The sequence below is a fragment of the Bartonella sp. AU16XJBT genome (assembly GCF_028618665.1).
GTDB lineage: Bacteria > Pseudomonadota > Alphaproteobacteria > Rhizobiales > Rhizobiaceae > Bartonella.
On the sequence record NZ_JAQITF010000002.1, the window covers coordinates 171361 to 194927 of the forward strand.

Consider the following 23567-nt stretch of genomic DNA (forward strand, 5'->3'; position numbering starts at 1 on the left):
GGGGGGAGAATGGAAAATGACGTACAAACATTCAATTATAATGTCGACGAAATTCGACGTGATTTTCCTCTTTTACACCATAAAGTTTATGGAAAGCGCTTAGCGTATCTTGATAGTGGTGCTTCTGCTCAAAAGCCGCAATCAGTACTCAATGCAATGAATAATTATTATCAGCATAGTTATGCTAATGTACATAGAGGAATGTATTTTTTAGCCAATACAGCAACACAATCCTATGAAAATGCTCGTGAGACTGTTCGTGTTTTTCTAAATGCTCAAAAAGTTGAGGAAATTGTTTTTACGAAAAATGCAACAGAAGCTATTAATACGGTTGCTTATGGATGGGCTATGCCCAAACTCAAGGAAGGTGATGAGATTGTTCTAACGATCATGGAGCATCATGCAAATATTATCCCTTGGCATTTTCTGCGTGAACGAAAAGGGGTTAAACTTATTTTTGTTCCTGTTGATGAAAATGGTGTTCTGCATATTGAAGACTTCCAAAAGGCTTTAAGCGAAAAAACACGGCTTGTCGCTATAACGCATATGTCTAATATATTAGGCACTGTGCCTCCTGTTAAAGAGATGATTAAGCAAGCACATCAAAATTCTATACCTGTTCTTATTGATGGTTCTCAAGGAGCAATACATTTAACTGTTGATGTACAAGATCTCGATTGTGATTGGTATGTCTTTACAGGACATAAGCTTTATGGTCCCACTGGGATTGGTGTTCTTTATGGTAAAGAACACCGGTTAGAGGAAATGCGTCCTTTTCAAGGGGGAGGTGAAATGATCGAGGAGGTAACAACCGATAAGGTTCTTTATAATGCTCCTCCTTATCGTTTTGAAGCAGGGACGCCTCCTATCGTTGAAGCTATTGGATTAGCTGCGGCTATTGATTATATAAAAGAAAAAGGTCTTAGTACAATTCATGCCCATGAAATGTCTCTTTCGGCTTATGCGCATGAAAAACTTAAAACGATTGAGGCATTGCGCATTTATGGCCATTCTCCCAATAAAGGAGCTATTATATCATTTGCAATTGAAGGTATTCACGCTCATGATATTGCTATGTTTATTGATAGAAAAGGGGTTGCAATACGTGCGGGCACTCATTGTGCACAGCCTTTATTACAGCGCTTTGGTCTAACATCTATTTGTCGCGCATCGTTGGCCATGTATAATACTCAAGAAGATGTAGATCAATTAGTTGAAGCATTGAAAGAAACAAGGACATTTTTTAATGGGTGAGTTAATAGAAGAGCGTCATTCTAAAGAATCTGTTGAAACTGTAGGCGAAAATGAAAAATCTTACATATCAGCAATTCCAGCAGACGAAATTGATCGGATGACGAATGATATTATTGCTGCTCTTAAAACAGTTTATGATCCAGAGATTCCTGCTGATATTTATGAGCTAGGACTGATTTATCGTATTGATATTGAAGATGATCGTTCAGTAAAAATTGAAATGACTCTTACAGCGCCAGGCTGTCCTGTTGCTGGTGAAATGCCGGGATGGGTAGAAAATGCTGTCAGTGCTGTTGAAGGGGTTTCGCATGTTGAAGTCACGATGACTTTTGATCCACCATGGACACCTGAGTGTATGTCAGAAGAAGCGCAAATTGCTGTGGGATGGTACTAACAATACTGTTTGCAAATACATCGTTTTTTATAAACAGTTGGATTTAAAAACGATCATATGCGTTATAATAAACAAAAATTAGAACTTACCTGGATTGGAAAAGAAGAACGTCCCAAACTAGAACCTCATGTCTTATTAGAAGATCTTGAAAAATCTTATCATGCCTCGCATCAAATATCATCGCAGGATATTTTTGATAATAAACTTATTTTTGGTGATAATTTACTCGCACTCAAAGCACTAGAGCAAGAATATACGGGGAAGGTGAAATGTATCTATATCGATCCACCTTATAATACAGGCAATGCCTTTGAGCATTATGAAGATGGTTTGGAGCATTCCATATGGCTCAGTCTTATGAGAGACAGGCTAGAGTTGTTACATCATTTGCTTGCGGATGATGGAAGTATCTGGATATCAATCGATGATGATGAACAAGCCTATCTTAAAGTAATGATGGATGAAATTTTTGGTCGCCAAAATTTCATTAACAATGTTATTTGGCAAAAGAAATATGCTCCACAAAATGATACAAAATGGTTTTCCGATAACCATGATTTTATAATGGTTTATGCCAAAGATAAAACGATTTGGCGCCCTTACTTGCTTCCTCGTTCAAGCGCTATGGATGCACGCTATAAAAATCCTGATAATGATCCGCGTGGTCCTTGGAAACCTGGAGACTTATCCGTAAAAAGGGTGACGCTTAAAGATATTTACGAAATCGTCACACCTTCTGGACGAAAAGTGATGCCTCCTCATGGTAGAAGTTGGGCTATGAGTGAAAAAAAATTCTCTGAATTGTTAGAAGATAATCGCATTTGGTTTGGTCCAACAGGAAGCAATATTCCTTCTTTGAAGCGTTTTTTATCAGAAGTAAAAAATGGTATGGTTTCAATGACGATTTGGCCCTATACGGAAGTAGGGCACAATCAAGATGCAAAAAGAGAAGTCAAAGCCTTTAATTCTGATCATGTCTTTACAACTCCCAAACCTGAGCGTCTAATGGAACGCATCATTCAACTTGCAACGAATCCCGGTGATCTTACCCTGGATTCCTTTGCGGGTTCTGGTACGACGGGGGCTGTTGCTCATAAAATGGGCCGCAGGTGGATTATGATTGAACTTGGAGAACATTGTCATACCCATATTATCCCTCGTTTAAAACAAGTGATTGATGGAACTGATCAAGGGGGAATTTCCAAAAGTGTCAATTGGCAAGGGGGCGGTGGATTTCGTTATTATCGCCTTGCTCCTTCTCTGTTGCAAAAAGATCCATGGGGACAATGGATTATTAGTTGCAAATATAATGCAGCAATGCTGTCAGAAGCGATGTGTAAACATATGGGGTTTACTTATGCGCCGGATGAAAATCATTATTGGATGCAAGGGTATTCAACGGAAACAGATTATATTTATGTTACAACAAGTGCTATGACTCATGAACAACTGCGTATTATAAGCGAAGAGGTGGGGTCTCATCGCACGTTGCTGATTTGTTGTACAGCTTTTGATACAAAATCAGCCTCCTTTGAGAATCTCACACTGACTAAAATTCCCCGTGTAGTATTAGAAAAATGCGAATGGGGAAGGGATGATTACAGTTTAAATATCGCCAATCTTGAACCAATGATTGTGGTAAAAGAAAAAAACAAAGATAAAGATGATGCGCAAGCAGAATTAGATCTATTTGGATAATATATAAAAAGCGGAGTTTTTCATGAACACTGTTGAAAAAAGGATTTCTGCTCGCCTATCGTTGCGCGATCCTCAACGTGAATCTTTAAATATTTTGGTGAACATCTTAGAAAATATAGAGCTTTCTAAAAGTGCTGATTTGATTGCAGAATTAGAATCGGTAAAAAATCTCTATCCTTCTGTACAAGACTTTGAACGAAACTTTCCTTCTTTTTGTTTTGCCTTAGCAACGGGTGTTGGGAAAACACGACTTATGGGCGCTTTTATCAGCTATCTTTATTTAACAGGACGTAGTCGTCACTTTTTTGTTTTAGCGCCAAATTTGACTATTTATGAAAAATTAAAACAGGATTTTAGTCCCCAAAGTTCAAAATATGTTTTCAGTGGAATGAGTGAGTTTATTGCCAATAGACCAGTCATTATTACAGGTGAAGATTATGAAAGTGGTAAAGGTATTCGCGCTGATGAACACCACTTTCACGGACAAAAGCGTTTGTTTGAAAATAGGGATACAGCCTTTATCAATATTTTTAATATTTCTAAAATTAATACAATGGATAATAAAAAAGCTGCACTAAAATCTAGTATTCCGCGGATTAAACGCTTACAAGAGACGATTGGTGAAAGTTATTTTGATTATCTCGCAAATCTTCCTGATTTAGTTTTGTTAATGGACGAGGCACATCGTTATCGTGCTTCTGCTGGTGCGGCGGCAATTAATGAGTTAAAACCTATATTAGGTATAGAGCTTACAGCAACACCGAAAACAATAGGTGCAAAACCTGTAGATTTTAAAAATGTTGTTTACAGTTATTCACTTGCAGAGGCTATGAGGGATGGTTTTGTAAAAGAGCCTGCTGTTGCTACACGTAAAGACTTTCAACCGCAAAATTATACATCTGAGCAATTAGAACATATTAAATTACAAGATGCAATTCTTGCACACGAAAACGTAAAAGCAGATTTAATCGCTTATGCCAAAGATTATAACAAAAAGTTCGTTAAGCCTTTTATTTTAGTTGTCGCTCAAGATACAAATCATGCACAGAAATTGCGTGATTTATTGGAATCAGATGATTTTTTCGCAGGGGCCTATAAGGGAAAAGTTTTAGAGATTCATACAAAGCAGTCAAATATAGAAGAAGATCAAAATATTCAAAAGCTTATTGCGATTGAAGATCCTCATGAATCAACAGAAATTGTTATTCACGTTAATAAATTAAAGGAGGGGTGGGATGTTACCAATCTCTATACGATTGTACCGTTGCGTGCATCGGCTTCAGAAATTTTAACAGAGCAAACAATTGGGCGTGGATTGCGTTTGCCGTATGGATGTAGGACCGGTGTAGAAGCTATTGATCGTTTAACAATCATTGCGCATGATCGTTTCCAGGATATTATTGACCGTGCAAATGATCCAAACTCAATTATAAAAAAGCATATTGAGATTGGAAAAGGGGGGGGACATACCCTCTGAAAAAACAGATATAGTGACGGTTCCATGTCAAGTGGAAGCTTTATTTATGCAAACGGCGGGAACGCGTCATTGCGATATAGATAGAGCATCAGATCTACAAAATATCATGTTACGAAATACAGATTCCCCTATATTGACGCCCGAAGAGCAACAAATTGCTGCTATTGCGTGGAATATTATCAAAGAGAATGATAATTTACTAAGTTCTCAAATGCTTTGTTCTGCACCGATACAAGAAAAAATGAGCAATAAAATTATGAGTACTATGCCGCTAGCACAAAAGTCTCTCGTGTCAAAAGTGGTTACAATTTTGACAAAACAATTAGCAGAATTGATGATAGATATTCCCAATATTATCCTCATTCCTTCACGTGAGGTTACTTATGGTTTTTCTGATTTTGATTTGGAAAATCTAGAAAGCTTAAATTTGCAACCTGTTAGTAAAGAGCTTTTAATTCGAGAATTGCGTACCCACAAAAGCATTTTTCTTACTTCTAAGAATGAATATATCAAAGAGCCTCATCTTGAAAATTATATCATTCGTTGTTTAATTGATAATGATTTTATCGATTATGATAGCCATACGCTATTATTACGAAAATTAGCTGGTCAGATAGTAGAGCATTTCCGATCTTATTTACCTAATGACGCAGCCGTTGAGAACGTATTAATTCACTATCAGCATAAGCTGAGTGATTTTATTGTTGCACAATTGAGAGAACATCAATGGGAAACGAAAAAAGATTATGAGATCAAAGTGACACGAAGTTTTACAACTTTAACACCTATCCATTATGTGTTGCCGCAAGGAACATCTCCTGTTGATTTTCGTAATATTCCCGCCATTAAAAGCGATATTAAAAAACTTGTATTCAGCGGCTTTAAAAAATGCTGTTATCCTTTGCAAAAGTTTGATTCAGTAGAAGGAGAATTACGATTTGCTCAGATATTAGAGGATGATTCACAAGTATTGAAATGGATGAAACCCGCTAGAGGTTTTTTCAAGATAGAGTATGATAAAGGCTCAACTTATGAACCGGACTTTGTTGTAGAAACGAAGGATGCCAAATATCTTTGTGAGCCTAAAAAAGCCTCTGAAATACAAAACGTTATTGTTTTAAAAAAGAGAGAAGCTGCAGTTCAATGGTGTTGTCATGCAACGCGCTATGCGGCTACTTATGGCGGTAAAAAATGGTATTATGTTCTTATTCCCCATGATGCTATTAAAGCTAATAGTAGTTTTGAAGGTTTATGTGCAGAGTTTACTATTTCAGAATCTATACTTGAAAGCCCATAACGTTTTGCTTCAAAATAAAACATATAAGTTTTTTAATTGACGGATGTGAGGCTCGATCAAATATTTGAATATTATTTTTAATTTTATGCATTATCGCATCATTAATTTAAAAATATTAGGGATTTCTTAAATAAGAAAGTTATTATTTTTTTCTAAAACATTAAAATAAAAGGAAAAATATATACAAGATTATACTTTTTTATGGGGATTTACAGCTCATTTACAATTTTTTCTGAAAATACATCCTCACTTTACTTTATACGAAACAGTTCTTGAGTTTATAGTGATAAATTGAGAAAAAATATTTTAATTTTATTGAGTAATTTCAGAGATATGCTTTTTTCAAAAAAAAAATTAAACAGTTTGTTGTTTTTTCTTTTGGAACATCTGAATATAATGAAATATCCAGAGGATAAAAGTGGAATATTCTACATATGACTTTGAATTTAACAAACACTGTTTTTAATTTTTTAAAGAAAAACCCGACAAAAAAATTTACAGCTCGAGACATTGCTCAATGGATATTTGAAAATTATCCAGAAAAATGCCGACAAAAACAAAAGCGGTCAACGGCAACAATCGCTCCTCTTAAGAATGATATAGCTCTTATTCAGCAAATTGTCGCTGAAATAGGATCTCAGCGACCTCAGTTACAAAAGCGTTATCCAGAAATTAAAACCACTGAAGGACGACCACGGCAATATTATTTTACAAGACAAACAGATAGCGCTGAAATTGATGCAGTAGAGGACAATGCAGAGGGTAGAACAAAAGATGGTTCTGTTAAAGAACATGACCTTTATCCGTTATTATCTAAATTTTTATGGTCAGAACTTGCAGTTTACAGCAAACGCATTAATGAGAAATGTTCTCATAATAAACATGGTTCGGGCGGGAACAAATGGCTTTATCCGGATCTCGTAGGAATACAAGATTTAAGTAAGGAATGGAATCGTGAAATCAAAGATTGCGTTTTGCAATATTTTGATAAAAAAACGAAGCTTTGGTCTTTTGAAGTTAAAATTCTTATCAATCGTTCAAATTTACGAAAAGCATTTTTTCAAACGGTTAGCAATTCTTCATGGGCTAATTTTAGTTATTTAGTGGCTAGTGAAGTTGAAGGTGTTGATACATTAAAAGAACTTCGAATGCTTTCAAGTTTGCATGGAATTGGATTTATAAGACTCAACAAGGAAAACGCTTCTGAAAGTGAGATCATAATTCCAGCGAAAGAACGGAGTGATATTGATTGGGATACTGCTAATAGATTAGTGGAGGAAAACAAAGACTTTCTTCATTATATCAAGCTCATTCGTCAATTTTATCAAACCGGCGAGACGCGTCCATCCGATTGGGATCATATGGGGCCATGAGGGGTATTTAAAAAAAGACTCTATTTTTTAAAGCTCTTTTGTTCAGAGTGACAAAAAATTACTCTAACTATTTTATTGATTATATTTAGATAATATATTGATTAATAATGATAATTATTCTTTTTTTACTTAAATTAGAGATTAGAATATTGTAGCATTCAATCGTTTCAAGACATCTTATATTGATAGTGAAACAATCAAAATTTTATGTATGCATCAAGCGAGGGTGAGTAAAAATTCTATTTTAGACCCATTTTATTTTTTGTGTGTGGCATGATTTCATTAAATAATAGAGTTAATGATGATAATTTATTACAAATTTTCTATTGTAGAGAGTAAAAATCAAGTTTTTATTTGTTAATATCAATTACTAAAAATATTTTTTCATATTTAAGTCTTCTTTCGGAAAATTTACACTGCTATTTCTTTAGTTTCGACTGCTTTTTGTTTTTATTATTGTTAACTGCTTTATCATCTGTATTAAACATTCAAAAAGAAATATCGATTAAATAAACTATGTGAATAGTTTATTTAATCTCTTGAAGTGGATTTAAAAAATAAATTTCTATCACATCTTATGATAAAGTGAAAAGCATACGATACAGTTTACCACAATACGCTTTTTATTTTTCAACAATACCGCATGCCAAACGTGCACCACCTCCGCCAAGCGGTAATGGTTCATCTGATTGATTATCAGCCCCTAAATGAATTATTAATGAGCGCCCTGTAATTTCAGAGATTTTTTTCAATCGTGGAGCAAGAATGCTCATTATGGCATTTCCTTGCTTATCAACATAAAGTGCTGGTAAATCACCAAGATGACCATTGACATTATAAGGTCCTAAATGTTTTCCGGTATGCTCAGGATCATAATGCCCACCTGCGCTTCCACCAATTATGCCATCTTTTGTATCACATGAAGGATTTACATGTACATGAAAACCATGCATTCCCTCTGGTAAAGTAGATAAATTAGGGATGAAAATCAAACCGTATGTGTTTTCTTCAATTTTAATGCTACCAATAGCCTTTTTGGAATTATTATCTTCTAGTTTATAGATATTTACTTTTGTTGAGAGCGCTAATACAGCATTTTTATGCATTAAAAATGCCATAAAAAATAATAATAAAAATAATATTTTTTTCATAAGATACCTTTATACTTATCTTAAATAAATTTTATCTATAAAAATAATTATATTACTTAAAATTTTAGTAATAATATATATTATTAAATATAAATAAGCGTATTAAATTGAAATTAAAAAAATAACTTAGATATAAAATTAGTTCTTAGAAATACTAAATAAATTAAAGTATATTCTTATATATATTCTGAATATAAGTCTTGTTTTTTGATTTATAAAAAATGTAGCTTTTATGAACGAATAATTATATCTCGCTTACATTTCTTCAAGAGATGCTTAAAAAAAATCTATTTTTTTAAGGTGTAATAATCAATTAAGCAAGCAATTTTAATAAGTTAGTTGTTATTTTATTTATAATATGACGATCGTTTCATCAAAAAACAGAGCATATAATTTGCTGATGATTTTAATGTTTTATTCATAGAAAAAATGACGAGAACTTTCTATTCTTTGTGAAATTTATAAGAGAAAGAACTATTATGATTCATATAAATTTCCCATAAAATACAGCATATACCGACACTTCCCCCCATTCCTGATCCTATCAGCGCTCCTATGATCATTCCGGCAGAAAGTGCTACTCCTATACCCATTGCGATAAATGGACCAAATCCTGGAAGAGCAATATGACCATAAGTAGCAAGAGTTGCTGCGATTACTCCTGATATGCTACCATTTAAACCGCCAATGAAAGCAAATTCTTTAATAGAATGACAGCACTTTTTGAAAATTTTTTTCTTACAATGATCAATAGAAACATTGCTGTAAGTTTTAAAATTAATCATATTTTTTTCTTTCATTTTGAATGCTAACTGTTCCTGAATAGTCAACGGATACAAAAAAATGGGACTTTTTAAATTTTACTAAAGCACGCCAGATTCCTTTGTCATCTAAACGCAATCGTTTAATGTTCTCAAAACCATTTTGCATAAGACAATTTTTAACTTGTGAAGCAGTAAATGAATTTTGACCTATTTTAGTGACATTTTGAGTAGAGCTATAGGTAAAGGTTTGACAATAAGGAAGATGAAAAACTTCACTGATTGAAGTCGTGACGATCAATGAAACACATACAATTATCATAAAAAAAATGCTTAATTTTAAAATGTTATTTAGTTTCATCTTGTCACTCTCTGTTGAAACAACACTTCATTAACCGTTGTATTGCTAACAGGTTCCCAAGCTTATTTTATTTTTAATATTATACTTAACAAAAAAATGAAAATTTATTGATTAAATAAAACTGTTTTTTATTATTTATTTTTTATTAAAATTGATATTATAAAATAACTATTAATATTATTATTTTTTTATCTATAAGTTTGATATTTAATACAGTATTATAAGAAATATATTTATTTTTTCTCTTACTTCATATCAATATGCTAAATATATAGAGTAATTTTTTCAGAAAATATGAGATATATAAATATTAGTTTTATATATATTATTATACACATTAAAAGAAATATGCTTCGTCATTTTAATATAATTTGTTTTTTTAGAAAGAACAAAAATGGTGTAAAAAAAACAGTACAGAATTTTAAATGCTTGATAACAATATGAAAATCAAAAATTTTATCATATCAGTAAGAGATATGCTTCAAAGCGCAATATTAAACCATAGAGCGATTATATTGCTCATTGATAACCATAGATTTATAACGATAACTCATTATTTTGTATGTTAAATAAGCGTTTCGAATATTGTATGATTGCTCTCATTTGAAATCTGTTTATTCTGAATTAATTAAAATCATTTGTTTGTATGTCAAAAAGGGGCTGGTGTATGAGTAAAAAGCTATGAAGTGTACAGATTTGCACTTTCATAAGTATAAAAATGATAGGTTTAATAGCTTTTTGTTTATAGCATTAACGAAGCGCTATTGCGAAATAGATTTAAGTGCTAGATGTTGCTTTAAAACAAGCGCGCAAATCAATAAAATGAAATAATTATCTTTTATTATTCTATATGTTCAAATTTAAAAAAATCTTAAATATTTACATTAGAAAACGTATGATAGAATATAGCATTTATTACTCAATAAATGTACTAGTAAAATGTATTATTAGAAATAACTATTTCTTTGGTTGTTTATACATTATGTACTTTTTTAGTTTGCATGAGTAAGTTAGATACAAAATTAGTATTTATTTTGCGTTATTATCCATTATTTCCCAATAGAGTTTGTTTAGGCGATTTTGTTGGGAATATTTGCATCATTTCCTTGAATCCATAACCAGGATACATTCCTTCGCGCATAAATAAATTACGTAATGGCGAGCAATGATGTAATAGAGCAAGCCCAATACTGCGCATGATATGAACAGGTAACATATGAGAAAGCAAAGCAGAGTTGAGGGTATGAACAGCTCCACTTCGGATTAATATATCTGGTTTGCGGTATTGGTTATATCGTGTAACAATCATTTCAGAGTTAGAATCGGATATTTGATTGGGTAGAATATCAATCAAAGTTTGAACATCACGGAATCCTAAATTTAATCCCTGTGCTCCAATAGGGGGGAAAACATGAGCAGCTTCCCCCACCAAAATCGTTCGATTTGCAGCAAAATGATGAGAGAGAAGCCCTGAAAGCGGCCATGCTTGAATTGATGTTTCTAAGGTTAGCGTTCCAAGCATTGATTGCATTTGGTTTTCGATTATTTTTGTAATTGCTTTTGATTCTATATTCAATAACTCCTCAGCTCGAGAAGGGTGAACAACCCACACAAGACTGGATCTTCGCCCTGGTAGCGGAACCTGTGTAAATGGACCATGTTCTGTATGAAATTCAGTTGATGTATTTTGATGAGAAAACTCATGAGAAAAGTTGAGAACAAGTGCTTTTTGTGGATAGTTCCACTGTTTGATACTTATCCCCGCAGCCGCACGCGTAAGAGAGTGACGTCCATCAGCAGCAATAACAAGTGGCGCTTGAATGTTTCTACCATCAGCAAGAGTAATAGATACATGGCTTTTGGTATGATTAAAAGATTTGGCTTCAGAAACAAATCTTTTAATATTGGGCATATGTGTAACAGCATCAACTAAAGCATTGTTTAATTCTACATTGGGTATATTATAGCCAAAAGCTTTTTCACCAATTTCAGCAGAAGAAAAATGCACCGTAGGAGCATGCACAATCCTGGAAGTTATATCTATAATTCTCATGCACGATAAAGCTGCAGCCTGTTTTTGAAGATTATTCCAAATATTGAGTTTTTGAAGCGTGCGTATTGCAGGCATCATAAGAGCTGTTGTCCGTAACTCATCTGTATGAGCAGGGGGCCCAACAAGAAAAACAGAAAAACCTTCATGCGCAAGCCTCAACGCGGCTAACATCCCGACAGGACCTGCACCAATAACAGTAATAGCTTTATATTCTTTCTTTTCAAGTATCACAACGATTTGAGCCTTTCCTCATCGAGCAAATATTTTAACATTTCCAAATAATTGCTCTCTTTTTATTGTACGAAGCCCTTCTATTATATTATGTAATAAATAATGCGATATAAAAAAGTAACCTTTTTATGATTTTTTTACGCTAAATCATATCATGGGTAAAATGGCGTATTGGTAGATGGATGAAGACTTTAAAAACGAGGATAAGAAAGCCTTGAAACGTAAGCTAACAAAGAAAATTAAAACAAACGCTAAATTATTACGCCATAAAAAAGTAACAATGCCACAAGCAAAAGCTTTTTCTGTTCATTTACTAACAGCTTCGGGATCATTTTTAGCGTTTCTTTCTCTTATATCGGCATCTCAAAAAGAATGGACAGCTATGTTCTGTTGGCTTGGGCTTGCACTTCTCGTTGATGGTATAGATGGACCAATTGCACGCAAACTTGATGTTAAATACGTACTTCCAACATGGTCTGGAGAGCTGTTAGATAATATCATTGATTATGTAACTTATGTTTTAATTCCTGCTTTTGCCCTCTATCAAAGTGGTTTTATGGGGGTAGGGTTATCGTTTGCATTGAGTGCAATCATTGTTATTTCATCCGCTATTTATTATGCCGATACTGGTATGAAAACCAAAGAAAACTTTTTTAAAGGATTTCCTGTTGTTTGGAATATGATGGTTTTTACACTTTTTGTCGTAAGACCAGCGGAGTGGATTACTTTTATCATCATTGTTTTATCGGCAATTATATCTTTCTTGCCAATTTATTTCATCCATCCTGTAAGAGTCCTTCGATTACGGAGAGTTAATTTTCCAATTTTTCTCTTATGGTGTTTCTTTGGTGTTGCAGCCTTCTTTTATCAATTAGAGGCTCCATATTGGGTCAAAATAGGGATTTCAATAACAGGAATTTATATATATTGTATTGGCGCGATTATGCAAATATTTCCTCAACTTGGGGCAAAAAATATAAAAAAAACAGTTGATTAGTTGTTTTTAAGAAGGGTGTGAGATGCAAATTGATTTTGGAGCGGGTAATGATATTTCTTTTACGAAAGAAGGGCGTGCTGGTATTATAAAACTCTCACGTCCTTTAGCATTAAATGCTCTTAATGGGCGGATGGTTTCCGCTTTAAAAAAAGCTCTCAAGACCTGGGAAACGGATAATGATATTTTTTGTGTCTTAATTGAAGGGGAGGGACGTGCTTTTTGTGCTGGTGGAGATGTTGTAGAAATCTACCATATGGGGAGAAGTGCTTCTGCTTATCAATATTTTAGAGATGAATATAGTTTAAATGCTTATATTAAACGTTTTTCAAAGCCTTATATCTCTTTCTTAAACGGTATTTGGATGGGAGGAGGGGTAGGCATTTCTCTCTATGGTTCACATCGAATTGTTACAGAAAATACAGTTTTTGCAATGCCGGAAGCTGCGATTGGATTTTTTCCAGATGTTGGTGCAAGTTTTTTCTTACCATCTCTTCCCAATCATTTTGGCATTTATCTTGCATTAACTGGTGCTCGTATCAAATGGGGAGATTGTTTAAATTTAGGATTAGCAACACATGCTGTTCCTGAAATTGAATTCGATATAATTAGAAAAGCTGTTATTGAGAAAGGAAATCCTACTTTAGCTTTAGAGGAGTGCGCAATTACAAAAGACTATGAAACAAGTCATGAAATACGTTGTATCATTAACACTTGTTTTAGTGCTAATACATTAGAAGAATGTCTTGAATTGCTTAATAAAAAAAATAATGAAGGTATTTTATTTGCTAAAGAATGTTATGATATTTTGCAGTCACGTTCTCCGATGAGTTTAAAAGTTATCTGGAAACAAATGAAACAAAATATACCTCGAACTTTAGAAGATTGTATAAAAATTGAAAACCGCATTGCACATCATATGATTAATGCACATGATTTTCATGAAGGGATACGTGCTATGTTAATCGATAAGGACAAAACACCTCAATGGCAGCCAGATAAACTTTCAAATGTAACAGATGAAATGGTCAATTCTTACTTCCAACCTATTGAACAAGAGCTATTATTGTGAAAAATAGTGCACAAAAACGGATTTCAAAAATCGACTTAATTTATAACTGTTATTTACGTTTTTTGGCGCTTATTTGCTTAAGTTTGAGTGTTTTTTATTGGATACGCCTTGTTGGTGTTTTTCCAGGTGTTCTATGGCGCTTTGACCTTATGCCTTGGCAGTGGCAATTTGCATCAGCTATATTGGCCATTCTCTATCCTGTTGCCTTGATTGGACTTTGGATGTATTCGCTATGGGGCATTATTTTATGGTGTAGCGCTGCATTGATTGAAACAATAACAATCTATTATTCCAATTTTATTGATCAGCCATTTGTACCATTATTTCATGGAATATTATTTTTAGCTTTTGTGATCCTACAAATTATGATGATTTTTTTTAAAAGAGTAAAAAACAAAAAACGAGTGTGATTAAAACTTTCCAGCTAAAATAAAACACGATCGGTTTTCAATCTAAAGTCATCAAGTCTTTAAAATTAAAAAAGATATTCGCTACAATTGCCAAACAACTCATATTTCAAAGTGCTGATACTATAAAATACCCTTTCCAAAAAAGTTACATAATATATATTATGCGATAATCTGATGCAGAAAATAAAGCCTCTAATCCAAATAGAAACACCTAAATTCTCTATTAGAACATATATATCCTCTCGCCCCAAATTTACGGAAGATTTGGAGAAAATGGAAAATGAATTTGGCTATAATTTTAAAGAGCGTATGCTGCTTAATTGGTCTTTAAGTATATTCCCCTTAAAGACCAAATAGTTATAATAAAATTACGGAGTATAAATAAGAAAAATTATTGTGCTATTTTACAGCGTTTCATACGCGCAAGATCACTCAAAACAGCATTACGATTATTTAAAGCTGAAATTTCATTACTTTCGCTTGATTTTACATCCATAAAAAACAAAGCAGGTACAAATACAACACCTGCTGCTGCTAAAGCTACATTTTTGTTTCTTGCTTTAGAGCGCTCTGCAATTGTATCATTAATCTGACGTTTATTAGCAAAAAATTCCCGTTGAATATCGGCGCAACTCATTGCTCCATCATGTAATGTTGTCGTTGAAATATTTTTTTCTAAACGCCCCCCACATGCTGTTAAGGAAACAGCTAAAGCCACAATACATATTCCCCGCTTAAAATATCTATACATAAAAAAACCTCATTCTTGACATAAAAAGCACCAATTACGACAAAAATAAAACAAAATAAAGGATAATCTTTAAAAAGTATTTTTATTTAACCTGAAATATTACGTTACAATAAGCTTATGCCTCTGTTTCAAAAATAAGCCCTTGATATGCAGGTTTTACGTATGCTGGAACGTAATTGACAACCTCATTGTAATCTAGCGATCTGTCCATATGTGTGAGTATAGCTTGTTTTGGCTTTAAATATTCTATCCATTGTAATGCTTGATCAACAGAAAAATGACTCGGATGAGATTTAAATTGAAGAGCTTCAATGATAAGAATATCCAAATCCATTAATTTAGATAATGTTTTTTCAGGAAATTCACTAACATCTGTACAATAAGCAACATTCCCAATACGAAAACCTAAAGAATGAATATTACCGTGACATTGTAAATGTGTACTGACAGTTATTGCTCCACCCTGCCCTTGAATGATGAATTGACTATCTTCATCGATAGGATGTTCTTTTAAGATAGGCGAATAAGATGAATCTTTTGGCGTTTGAAAACAATATCCGAAAGCATTTTTGAGATGTTTTAATGTAAACTTATCTGCATAGATATCGATTAAACATTTTTGTGCAAGTGCATAGCTGCGTAAATCATCAATACCGTGGATATGATCTGCATGAGAATGCGTATAAAGTGCAGCATCAAGATGGTTTACACGCGCATCGATCATTTGTGAGCGAAAGTCTGGCCCTGTATCAATAACGACTGTTGTTTTTTTTCCTGATGGTTTAATGCGTTCAACTAATAAAGAACTTCTGTAGCGTTTATTTTTAGGGTTATTCGGATCACAAGCTCCCCAATCACCATTGGGGCGTGGGACTCCTGGAGAAGGACCACAGCCTAATATTGTAAATCGGTATCGATCAAACATACCCTTTGCCTTATTTCATTTTGCTAAATAAACGAAAAGCATTACGCGTTGTTATTTGAGCTGTTTCTTCAATGCTTAGGCCAATTGTTTCAGCCAAAACAGCTGCTGTATAGCATACAAAAGATGGTTCATTGGTTTTTCCTCGATGAGGAGTGGGGGCTAAAAATGGTGCATCTGTTTCCACCAATAAACACTCATGGGGCACAATTTTTGCTATTTCACGGATTTCAAATGCGTTTTTAAAAGTAAGAATACCTGAAAAAGAAATATAACCACCAAGTTCAATGCCAGCGCGAGCAAGCTGTATTCCAGAGGAATAACAATGAAGAATAAAGGGAAAAGCCCCTTCCTTTATCTGTTCGCGTAAGATTTTCTCCATATCAATATCTGCATTGCGTGAATGTATAACAAGAGGAATCTGTGTTTCTCGAGAAGCAATGATATGTTCTTGGAAAACTTTCTTTTGCTCTTCTGGTGTAGAATAATCATAATGGTAATCAAGCCCCCCTTCCCCAAACGCAACTATTTTAGGGTGCTTTGAGAGCTGTATAAGCTCTTTGGCTGTAATATTTTGTTCTTCATGCGCATGATTGGGGTGTGTTCCAACGGAACAAAAGACTTGATCATAGCTTTGTGCTATGGCTAACAGCTTATCTAACTTACGAACATGGGTTGAAATTGTTATCATACGTCTAACGTCAGCATCTAAAGCTCGTTGGATAACATTATCCAAATCTTGTGAAAAATCTTCAAAATCAAGATGACAATGTGTATCAATGAGCATGATGAGAATCTTCTTTCTTCAAGACATAACGAGGAAAAATCGGTTCTGGCGGTGGAAGATCAAGTCCTTCTTGAATTTTTGCATGACTTATATGATACAACAACCGATCATCTTCAGCAACCGCAAGGCTATCAAGAAGTTTTGCTGCTGATTGGGGGATGAAAGGCAAAAGCATAATTCCTATTCGTCGCAAGATTTCTACAGTTATATAAAGAACTGTAGAAAATCGCTCTGGATCATTTTTCCGTAAACTCCAAGGTTGTTCGTTGGCAAAATAGCGGTTGGCATCTGCTACAGTTGAAAAAATAGCTGAAAGAGCTAAATGCATACTATGAGAAGACATCGCTTGGTGTACAGTTTCAAGCACTTGAAGAGATTGTTCTAAAAGCTGTTTATCTTGAACTAAAAATGTAGCGGGTCTAGGAACCTTTGCATCACAATTTTTGGCAATCATAGATAAAGAACGCTGTGCTAAATTACCAAGGTCATTAGCAAGATCGGCATTAATACGGTTCATAAGGCTTTCATGGTTATAACTACCGTCTTGTCCAAAGGGTACTTCACGGAGAAGAAAATAACGAACCTGATCAAGACCGTAATGATCAATCATTTCAAAAGGATCAATGACATTTCCAACAGATTTTGACATTTTGGCACCACGATTAAGTAAAAAACCATGTGCAAAAATATTTTTAGGTAATTCAATTCCCGCAGACATTAAAAATGCCGGCCAATAGACGGCATGAAAACGAATAATATCCTTACCAATAATATGCGTATTTGCAGGCCAAAAATCACATTTTTTTGAATTTTTATTAAAAAAATCAATTGCTGATAGATAATTTGTAAGCGCATCAACCCAAACATACATCACGTGTTTGGGATTTTCAGGAACAGCAATCCCCCAATTAAAACTTGCCCGTGAAATAGAAATATCTTTTAAACCTGATTTGATAAAACTTATAATTTCATTACGCCGCTCAAGGGGAGCAATAAAATCAGGATGTTTTTCATAATATTCAAGAAGAGCTTTTTCATAACGAGAAAGTCTAAAAAAATAACTTTCTTCTTCATTCCATTCAACGGGAGAACCTAATTCTTTTTCGCGACGGATATTATCTGGTCCAACTTCCGTATCTTTCTCTTCATAATAGGCTTCTTGGCGAACCGAATACCAACCCGTATAACGGCCGAGATAAATATCGCCATTTTCTTCCATCTTTTTCCAAATTTCTTGACAAGCTTGATAATGGCGCTCTTCTGTTGTACGGATGAAATCATCGTTAGAACAATTTAATACCGCAAGCATTTTTTGAAATACAGCACTATTACGATCTGCAAGTTGTTGAGGTGTTATGCCCAATACTGCTGCGGTTTGTTGCATCTTTAAACCATGCTCATCTGTACCAGAAAGAAAAAATACCTTTTTTCCGTTTAATCGTTGAAAGCGGGCTAAGACATCACTTGCAATGGCACTATAGGCATGTCCAATATGCGGATTACCATTAGGATAAAAAATAGGAGTTGTTATGTAATATGTGTCACGCATGTCATACTCACTGTAAAACGCTATAAATAAAAGATACAATGACATAACGCCTGTTCATCACATTGTCACGGAAAAACTAATCCTCATGAATAATCTTATGAACTCTAAAAAGTAAGTTAATAACAAACTGCTTCTTATCAAGATTAAACAGTTGTATTTCCTCTATTTCTTGATGAATCTCTTGCCATTTTTGCGCATATTTTTTTGAGAGAAATAAGTTTCCTTTTTCAACGAACATGATAGCTTTTTGTTGAATTTTATCAAGAATTTCATCACAAAATTGTTGAAATTGGAAGGGGGAAGAAACAGATGAGAATGTTTGTGCAAGCGTGTGTACAATCGTTGCGTTACAAACAGGTTGTTTTAGAAGGGCATCAATCGTTTTAATAATTTCAAGACCGCCATGGCGAATAAATAAAGCAGCTTTTCGAGGGCTTCCTTTGGATTTTTTAATGATCATTTCAATTGTTTTTTCATCAGGTAAATCCTGATTGGTGAAAATATGTGTAATGACTTTTTTCATTTCATCATGACACAGTGGGCGAAAAGAAATTTTTTGACAGCGTGAATGAATTGTTGGAAGCAATTTGCCTGAAGAATGTGCGATAATAATAAAGAGCGTCTTTGCAGGAGGTTCTTCAAGTATTTTAAGAATTGCATTTGCTGCATTTCTGTTCATATCATCTGCGGAATCAATAATAACAATACGCCATCCATTATCTTGCGATGTTCGGCTTAAAAAATGCATAATATCACGGATATCATCAATGAGTATTCCTGTTTTAAACTTTTGTGTTTTTACATCAAATCGACGTGAAATATACAAAAGACCAGGGTGACTTCCTTGTGTAATTTGGCGCCATGAAGTAGAATGAGGATCGGGTTTTAGGAAATTTTTCTTTTGAGAACTTAAAATATTCCAAGCAAGATGAAACGCTAATGTCGCCTTTCCAATTCCATATTCCCCTTCGAATAATAAAGCATGGTGCAAACGCTCTTCTTTAAGCATTTCTGCCAAAAAGTGACGAACATCTTCATGACCAAAGATAACATTATTCTGGGACGGCGATAAAATTGTATCAATATCATCATATTGTCGTAAAATATTTATTACATCACTCATGAAAATTGATCCAACAATACCTGATGACAAATATTTTTTATTTGATGCGCAATGACTTCCACTGAGCCAGTAGCATCAATGACTCGAAATCTCTGTGACTCTTGTTTAGCCAATTGAAGAAAAGCTTGACGCCTTTGTTCTTGGGTTTCCAGCGGGTCTTTTTCAAAATGATCGATTTCTTCAGTTTTTTTTCTTCGCAAATTTGCACGCTTTATACCACACGCTGCTGGCATATCTAATAAAAATGTTAAATGAGGCATGATACCATTAAGCGCAATACACTCTAAGATAGAAAGAAGAGAAGTATTGACTGTCTCATTGAGCCCTTGATAGACCCGTGTAGAATCAATAAAGCGGTCACATAAAACGATTTTACCTTTTTGCAAAGAAGGCGCGATAACCTCGGCGATATGGTCGGCGCGTGCCGCAGTAAACAAAACCGCTTCAATCAATGGTCCATACTGCTGTGCCTGCCCCGACAACAAAATATGCCGGATTGCTTCTGCCCCTGCTGTTCCTCCTGGTTCTCGTGTTGTAATAACATCATAACCTTGGTGAGAGAGATATTCAGCAAGTAAAGAAATCTGCACTGTTTTTCCTACCCCGTCCCCTCCTTCAAATGTAATAAAATAACCTGACACGTATAAACCTTAACCCTTATTAGCGCGTAACTACAAATATTTCCGTAACCATCCAATTGTTATTTCATAGAATGCATCTTTTACTTTTGTAAAGAAACTTCCTTCCTGAACATCCACTTCGGCAAAAACTGGTTTTTCCAAAAGAACCTTTTTATCTTCTAAAATTTGAATAACGCCAACGGGTTGTCCTGAAACGATGGGAGCTTTCAATGGACCATGATATTTAATTCTTGCTTTAACGTTGACTTCTTTTTCATTGGAAAGCATAAAACTTATCGGTTTTTTAACAATAAGTGGAACAAAATTTTGCTTCCCACCATAAACAGAAGCACGACCAACCGTTTCCCCTTTTGTGAAAATCGTTTTGAGATCAAAAGCCGTTATTCCCCATTGAAGAATGCGTTCTATTTCCGTTGTATGTTTTTTACCATCTTGCAAACCATTGATTGCTAAAAAAAGACGTCGATGATTTTTATAAATGGTGGCAACCATTGAAAATCCTTCTTTTTCGCTGTAGCCAAAGCCAAATCCTTCTACACCAATTTCCTTAGAAATAAGAGGGTTTTTATTCCGTTGAAAAATATTATTCCACGTAAAATGAGGCTCACGATAAAGTGCATAATAATCCGGATATTCGTGAGCAATATGGCGCGCTAATATAATCATATCGTGCACGGTTACAAATTGTCCCTCCTCGGGAAGCCCTGTTGCATTAACAAAATGGCTCTGAGATAAACCAATTATTTTAGCGCGCTGATTCATCAGCTGTGCAAAATGGGCTTCATCTCCTGATATTCCTTCAGCCAGAATAATAGCAGCATCATTTCCATTAACAATAATTAAACCACGCAAAAGATCAGAAACACTAATTTCTGTCTTTATTTTTGCAAACATAGTGGTTGTACCAGAAGGTGCCCCACCCTTGCGCCAAGCATTTTCACTGACCTTAAATTTTTGGGAATTCTGTAACAATCCTTCTTTTAATTGATGAAAGATGACTTCCGCTGTCATCAATTTTGCTAATGAAGCAGGAAAAAAAGGAATATCAGTTTGTTTTTCATAAAGTATTGTCTCTGTATCATCATCTAGTAACAACACTTGTGAAGCGGAAATTTGAAAATCTTGCGCTCTCCCCCACGTATTAAATACCAACATCCCCCATAAGATCAGTAAGATCCTTAATACTGTATACATAGCCACTCCTCCCATCCAAAGATTAGCATAGAGAATCACTATATAGGAAAAAACTCTCTTATTTCCGCAAATTGAGGAATTATTGATAACTCAAGAAAAGATTTTATTTTCATTCAGCATGAGCAAAAGTAAAATGATATATTTTTTATCTTCCACGCAAGAGCTAATATTAACATTTTAAAGCATGAAAGACAAAAAAGACTTTTTAGCTTTTTTATTTCCAGTACATTGATTTATTTATGATAAATTATTAATTTTTAAAATTTAAGCTGACCAAAATACTGTAAAATTCTCTCATCATCCCACCTCTTTAAAGCAATTAAAATCGCTTTTTTTTATTCTTCATAAGCAAGGTTAGTATAGGGGTGAAGATTAAGATTATTAAAGAGAGAATAAAAATACTTTTTATAAATCTCTCAAGTCCCAAGGTATTGCAAAACATAAAAGCTTTGCAAAATGTATGATGGTGTCAGTTTATATCTTCATACGTGTAAAGACTATGATGCCTAATGGCTTTACATTCTACTATTCAGGAAAGCTGTCATAAAATGGGCTTGAGAGCCAGATATACCTCTTTAAAATGGAAAATGAGCACATGTGAACAGACAATACAAAAGTGTATTTTTTTTGAGGTTGTTCAGTTTACGTGAAGGGTGTTATGCTATTAAGAAATCGATAAAAAAGCATAAAACAATGCATAATCTCCTCATAAGATATTACCCTTATGCTTTCGAAGGCCGCAAAGTCAGAATCAAAAGGAAATATCTTTTGCTTTTTAGACTTTATATTCTTTCCCAATTAGATTGTATAGTCGTTTCAGAGATTACACAAACAGACTCACACAATCCGGCTTTTCTCATTTGACAAAAGCCATTATAGCAGAAAAAAACACGCGCTTTATCAGCAAACACTGTCATAAAATCAAAAATAGACTGGCAATGGATTGGAGAGACGTATTAAATTATTAATGATAACACTCAACCTCGACCTTTTTTCATCACTTTTTATTTGAAAATGATATCGATTAAAAATTAACATATTTTTTCTCAAAACAGTTGTAGCCAATTAATCTTTGTTCTTTTGTTTAGCTTATTTATAGAAGCAACTTGATCGAATGGTACCGGTTTATCAACCATGATAGGACCAATTTCTGGCAATTTTACTGAAACAGTTTTATTGCGCTGTTCTTGTGAAACAGAGGAGGCTTTAGCTAATTCTTCTTTGTTTCCTGTATTGCGCTCCTTGAACAAAGCAGTTTCTCTTTTTTTCGAAACATTTTCCAACGCTAATGAATATGAGGCAGAATTTCCAGGAGTATAAGAGGCCATTAAATATGCACCATCATAGTAGCCAATGGGCGCTTCAGCAATATACTCTACTTTAACATCTGCGACTCCCCTATCCACATAACCAAGTATTGCCGCAGCTTGCTTTGATAAATCAATGATACGATCTTTCATAAAAGGTCCGCGATCATTCACTCTAACAATGAGTGAAGATCCATTTTTCAAATTAGTAACACGAGCATAGCTAGGTAAAGGCATTGTAGGATGAGCAGCAGTCAGAAGATTCATGTCGTAAATTTCACCGTTGGCAGTTAAACGCCCATGAAAGTCTGAACCATACCATGATGCTTCACCAACACGTTTATACGTTGGATCATTTTCAGGGTAATACCACTTTCCTTTTATTTGGTAAGGTTTACCAACAACTGCTCGTCCACGCCTTTTTTCTTCTGATTGATTTCTGTTATTGGACATTTGTTTCGGGAGAACAGAAGTATTTACGTCAATTGGTTTATTCTGATAGGAATCTTTTATTGAAAAATGCATAGTTTCGCTTGCGCAACAAGACACCAATGACAGAGAAATGACGATCATAGAAAATAATTGAAATGTCGGTTTAATAATAGAAGTAAATTTCTTTTTACTATTTGAAGGCATCTATTCAGTCCACTTAGTTTTTGTTAAGTACTACTGTAAAAACCACGTCACGCTTTTTGTACGCGATAGGAGAATTCACGTTTTTAAATGATACCCCTCGCGCATATACCACCCTTGAATTCGCCCCTTTT

General features: G+C 34.3%; 19 protein-coding genes and 1 pseudogene. 8 read left to right on the forward strand and 12 right to left on the reverse strand.

Going from position 1 to position 23567, the window contains the following annotated elements; genetic code table 11:
• Positions 1 to 9 precede the first annotated feature (9 nt).
• The 5 genes and pseudogenes from PVV66_RS01880 (at position 10) to PVV66_RS01900 (ending at position 7493) form a co-directional block, all read left to right on the forward strand.
• Positions 10 to 1254: a cysteine desulfurase gene (locus PVV66_RS01880; RefSeq protein WP_273718363.1), complete on the forward strand. Its 1245-nt coding sequence runs from the start codon at positions 10 to 12 to the stop codon at positions 1252 to 1254.
• Positions 1247 to 1648, forward strand: a complete 402-nt coding sequence (locus tag PVV66_RS01885) for an SUF system Fe-S cluster assembly protein (protein ID WP_273718364.1) — start codon at positions 1247 to 1249, stop codon at positions 1646 to 1648. Before PVV66_RS01880 ends, PVV66_RS01885 begins: the two co-directional genes overlap by 8 nt.
• A gap of 57 nt (positions 1649 to 1705) precedes the next feature.
• Positions 1706 to 3346, forward strand: a complete 1641-nt coding sequence (locus PVV66_RS01890) for a site-specific DNA-methyltransferase (protein WP_273718366.1) — start codon at positions 1706 to 1708, stop codon at positions 3344 to 3346.
• 22 nt (positions 3347 to 3368) lie between these two features.
• Positions 3369 to 6120 (forward strand): annotated as a pseudogene (locus PVV66_RS01895) (DEAD/DEAH box helicase).
• A gap of 434 nt (positions 6121 to 6554) precedes the next feature.
• On the forward strand, positions 6555 to 7493 hold the full coding sequence (locus tag PVV66_RS01900) for a COG2958 family protein (RefSeq protein WP_273718368.1): 939 nt from the start codon (positions 6555 to 6557) through the stop codon (positions 7491 to 7493).
• Between the two features lie 623 nt (positions 7494 to 8116).
• On the opposite strand, the gene sodC is transcribed toward PVV66_RS01900, so the two are convergent.
• The 4 genes from sodC to PVV66_RS01920 all read right to left on the reverse strand — a co-directional run bounded on the left by sodC (position 8117) and on the right by PVV66_RS01920 (position 12050).
• The gene (gene sodC, locus PVV66_RS01905) at positions 8117 to 8644 is read right to left on the reverse strand and encodes a superoxide dismutase [Cu-Zn] SodC (RefSeq protein ID WP_273718370.1); all 528 of its coding nucleotides are present in this window, start codon (positions 8642 to 8644) and stop codon (positions 8117 to 8119) included.
• 443 nt (positions 8645 to 9087) lie between these two features.
• Positions 9088 to 9444, reverse strand: a complete 357-nt coding sequence (locus PVV66_RS01910; RefSeq protein WP_273718372.1) for a hypothetical protein — start codon at positions 9442 to 9444, stop codon at positions 9088 to 9090.
• The gene (locus tag PVV66_RS01915) at positions 9422 to 9766 is read right to left on the reverse strand and encodes a hypothetical protein (RefSeq protein ID WP_273718374.1); all 345 of its coding nucleotides are present in this window, start codon (positions 9764 to 9766) and stop codon (positions 9422 to 9424) included. The genes PVV66_RS01910 and PVV66_RS01915 overlap by 23 nt, the downstream gene beginning before the upstream one ends.
• A 1042-nt stretch (positions 9767 to 10808) precedes the next feature.
• Positions 10809 to 12050, reverse strand: a complete 1242-nt coding sequence (locus PVV66_RS01920; protein WP_273718376.1) for a UbiH/UbiF family hydroxylase — start codon at positions 12048 to 12050, stop codon at positions 10809 to 10811.
• Between the two features lie 178 nt (positions 12051 to 12228).
• On the opposite strand from PVV66_RS01920, the gene pcsA reads away from it, so the two are divergent.
• The 3 genes from pcsA to PVV66_RS01935 are packed head-to-tail and all read left to right on the forward strand — an operon-like array spanning position 12229 to position 14526.
• Positions 12229 to 13047: a phosphatidylcholine synthase gene (pcsA, locus tag PVV66_RS01925; protein ID WP_273718379.1), complete on the forward strand. Its 819-nt coding sequence runs from the start codon at positions 12229 to 12231 to the stop codon at positions 13045 to 13047.
• 22 nt (positions 13048 to 13069) lie between these two features.
• Complete coding sequence (locus PVV66_RS01930) at positions 13070 to 14116, forward strand: enoyl-CoA hydratase/isomerase family protein (RefSeq protein WP_273718381.1); 1047 nt, start codon at positions 13070 to 13072, stop codon at positions 14114 to 14116.
• A complete protein-coding gene (locus tag PVV66_RS01935) occupies positions 14113 to 14526 on the forward strand; it encodes a DUF6163 family protein (protein ID WP_273718383.1) in 414 nt (137 codons plus the stop codon). The genes PVV66_RS01930 and PVV66_RS01935 overlap by 4 nt, the downstream gene beginning before the upstream one ends.
• Positions 14527 to 14917: 391 nt before the next feature.
• Here the strand turns inward: PVV66_RS01935 and PVV66_RS01940 are convergent, their stop codons facing one another.
• The 8 genes from PVV66_RS01940 to PVV66_RS01975 form a co-directional block, all read right to left on the reverse strand.
• On the reverse strand, positions 14918 to 15277 hold the full coding sequence (locus PVV66_RS01940) for a hypothetical protein (protein WP_273718385.1): 360 nt from the start codon (positions 15275 to 15277) through the stop codon (positions 14918 to 14920).
• A gap of 115 nt (positions 15278 to 15392) precedes the next feature.
• Positions 15393 to 16202 carry an MBL fold metallo-hydrolase gene (locus PVV66_RS01945; protein WP_273718386.1) on the reverse strand — a complete coding sequence of 270 codons (810 nt, stop codon included), beginning with the start codon at positions 16200 to 16202 and terminating at the stop codon, positions 15393 to 15395.
• Positions 16203 to 16212: 10 nt separating this feature from the next.
• Entirely contained in the window at positions 16213 to 16986 is a 774-nt protein-coding gene (locus PVV66_RS01950) for a TatD family hydrolase (RefSeq protein ID WP_273718388.1), read from the reverse strand.
• The gene (gene metG / locus PVV66_RS01955) at positions 16976 to 18535 is read right to left on the reverse strand and encodes a methionine--tRNA ligase (RefSeq protein ID WP_273718390.1); all 1560 of its coding nucleotides are present in this window, start codon (positions 18533 to 18535) and stop codon (positions 16976 to 16978) included. The genes PVV66_RS01950 and metG overlap by 11 nt, the downstream gene beginning before the upstream one ends.
• 76 nt (positions 18536 to 18611) lie before the next feature.
• Positions 18612 to 19658: a DNA polymerase III subunit delta' gene (locus PVV66_RS01960; protein ID WP_273718392.1), complete on the reverse strand. Its 1047-nt coding sequence runs from the start codon at positions 19656 to 19658 to the stop codon at positions 18612 to 18614.
• On the reverse strand, positions 19655 to 20299 hold the full coding sequence (tmk, locus tag PVV66_RS01965; RefSeq protein WP_273718394.1) for a dTMP kinase: 645 nt from the start codon (positions 20297 to 20299) through the stop codon (positions 19655 to 19657). Before tmk ends, PVV66_RS01960 begins: the two co-directional genes overlap by 4 nt.
• 30 nt (positions 20300 to 20329) lie before the next feature.
• Positions 20330 to 21493 (reverse strand): D-alanyl-D-alanine carboxypeptidase family protein, encoded by a 1164-nt coding sequence (locus PVV66_RS01970; protein ID WP_273718396.1) that lies wholly within the window; start codon positions 21491 to 21493, stop codon positions 20330 to 20332.
• 1046 nt (positions 21494 to 22539) lie between these two features.
• Complete coding sequence (locus PVV66_RS01975; RefSeq protein WP_273718397.1) at positions 22540 to 23436, reverse strand: septal ring lytic transglycosylase RlpA family protein; 897 nt, start codon at positions 23434 to 23436, stop codon at positions 22540 to 22542.
• Between the last annotated feature and the right edge of the window lie 131 nt (positions 23437 to 23567).

Coding starts and splice junctions, on each gene's coding strand:
- PVV66_RS01970 (WP_273718396.1), bottom strand. CDS start 21,493: ATGTATACAGTATTAAGGATCTTACTGATCTTATGGGGGATGTTGGTA.
- PVV66_RS01975 (WP_273718397.1), bottom strand. CDS start 23,436: ATGCCTTCAAATAGTAAAAAGAAATTTACTTCTATTATTAAACCGACA.
- PVV66_RS01900 (WP_273718368.1), top strand. CDS start 6,555: ATGACTTTGAATTTAACAAACACTGTTTTTAATTTTTTAAAGAAAAAC.
- PVV66_RS01885 (WP_273718364.1), top strand. CDS start 1,247: ATGGGTGAGTTAATAGAAGAGCGTCATTCTAAAGAATCTGTTGAAACT.
- PVV66_RS01930 (WP_273718381.1), top strand. CDS start 13,070: ATGCAAATTGATTTTGGAGCGGGTAATGATATTTCTTTTACGAAAGAA.
- PVV66_RS01915 (WP_273718374.1), bottom strand. CDS start 9,766: ATGAAACTAAATAACATTTTAAAATTAAGCATTTTTTTTATGATAATT.
- PVV66_RS01880 (WP_273718363.1), top strand. CDS start 10: ATGGAAAATGACGTACAAACATTCAATTATAATGTCGACGAAATTCGA.
- metG (WP_273718390.1), bottom strand. CDS start 18,535: ATGCGTGACACATATTACATAACAACTCCTATTTTTTATCCTAATGGT.
- sodC (WP_273718370.1), bottom strand. CDS start 8,644: ATGAAAAAAATATTATTTTTATTATTATTTTTTATGGCATTTTTAATG.
- PVV66_RS01910 (WP_273718372.1), bottom strand. CDS start 9,444: ATGAAAGAAAAAAATATGATTAATTTTAAAACTTACAGCAATGTTTCT.
- PVV66_RS01890 (WP_273718366.1), top strand. CDS start 1,706: ATGCGTTATAATAAACAAAAATTAGAACTTACCTGGATTGGAAAAGAA.
- PVV66_RS01960 (WP_273718392.1), bottom strand. CDS start 19,658: ATGAGTGATGTAATAAATATTTTACGACAATATGATGATATTGATACA.
- PVV66_RS01940 (WP_273718385.1), bottom strand. CDS start 15,277: ATGTATAGATATTTTAAGCGGGGAATATGTATTGTGGCTTTAGCTGTT.
- pcsA (WP_273718379.1), top strand. CDS start 12,229: ATGGATGAAGACTTTAAAAACGAGGATAAGAAAGCCTTGAAACGTAAG.
- PVV66_RS01950 (WP_273718388.1), bottom strand. CDS start 16,986: ATGCTCATTGATACACATTGTCATCTTGATTTTGAAGATTTTTCACAA.
- PVV66_RS01945 (WP_273718386.1), bottom strand. CDS start 16,202: ATGTTTGATCGATACCGATTTACAATATTAGGCTGTGGTCCTTCTCCA.